Annotated in this window: 1 protein-coding gene; it reads right to left on the bottom strand. The window is 49.0% G+C overall.

Annotated elements, in window-relative coordinates:
• Window positions 1-246 precede the first annotated feature (246 nt).
• Window positions 247-1,225, bottom strand: a 979-nt coding sequence (locus PX636_RS07065; protein ID WP_288116586.1) for a formylglycine-generating enzyme family protein, incomplete at its 5' end; no start/stop codon positions are given.

Below are 1,225 nucleotides of genomic sequence, written 5' to 3' on the forward strand. Positions count from 1 at the left end.
AGTGATTGGGGGGAAAATTTAGGGATTTTTTCCCTGAAAATTAGGTAATTGACCACCTGAAAATGGGTAAAACCCCACACCCCACACCCCACACCCCACACCCTGCCCCCACGAAAAACTTTTTCAGCAGCCCCTAACTATCAGATGCTCTATTAGAGATTAAGAAAAGCTGTCGTAGAACGACGGGGTTTTCAACCCAAATTTTCGCTCAATGTTCCGCTATGGTAAAAGGGTTACGGAGTCCTCCTAGCACCCGCACACCACACGAAAACCGCAGTAGTGGTAGGTGCTGACGCGCCTAGCGAAGAAGCTGCGGAAAGCGGAACGACAGAGACCTGGATTGCCGTACCAAGAACCGCCCCGTAATAGAGAACGATTATTATTCTCAGTAATCCACGCCGACCCGTCCTCTGGCGCTCCGGTATAGTTATCGTGCCAATCGTCCGCGCACCATTCCCAGACTTGCCCGTGCATATCGTAAAGTCCGAAAGCGTTGGGGGGAAACTGCCCGACGGGAGTGGTTTGTTGTCGATAAGTACCCTTTTTACCGTCGGCGTAGGTATAGTTTCCGTGATAGTTCGCTATTTCGGTGGAGAGGGTAGCCCCGAAAGCAAAAGGAGTGGTCGTTCCTGCGCGACAAGCGTATTCCCACTGTGCCTCGCTGGGGAGATGATAATCTTTCTGAGTAAGCTTGGATAGCCGTTTACAGAATTCTACGGCTTGATACCAGTTCACACACTCTACCGGTCGATTATTTCCCTTGAAGTACGAGGGGTCGAGGGATAGGTCGATGTCGATTTTCGCCTGAGATGCGATGATTCGCCATTGCTCTTGGGTAATGGGATATTTGCCCATGTAGAAAGAGGGAACGGTGACTCGATGCTGCGGTTTTTCGTAGTTATGCCCCTCACCATCGGGCGATCCCATGAGGAAAGTACCGCCAGGGATATAGACTATTTCTAGGTCGATATTATTGCCGAGGTTTTCGCTCTTTTGAAAACCTTTTCCCAGGCGAGGTTTGATTATATTCCCTCTGGGATCAACGGTGATGATCTCGAAGGAGAATTCTTTCCCTTTTTCCTCCTCCTGACTACAATCTTCCTCTTCTACTCCCCGCTTATTTTCCTCTCGCTCTTTTTCTTTCTCAAATCGTCTTGCTAATTGCTGTTCGTAGGCTTCTCGAACTTTCTTTTGCTTGGCTTTAAGAAGATCGCTATAGGGTTGA

The sequence above is a fragment of the Microcystis sp. M53598_WE2 genome, assembly GCF_030067735.1.
GTDB lineage: Bacteria > Cyanobacteriota > Cyanobacteriia > Cyanobacteriales > Microcystaceae > Microcystis > Microcystis aeruginosa.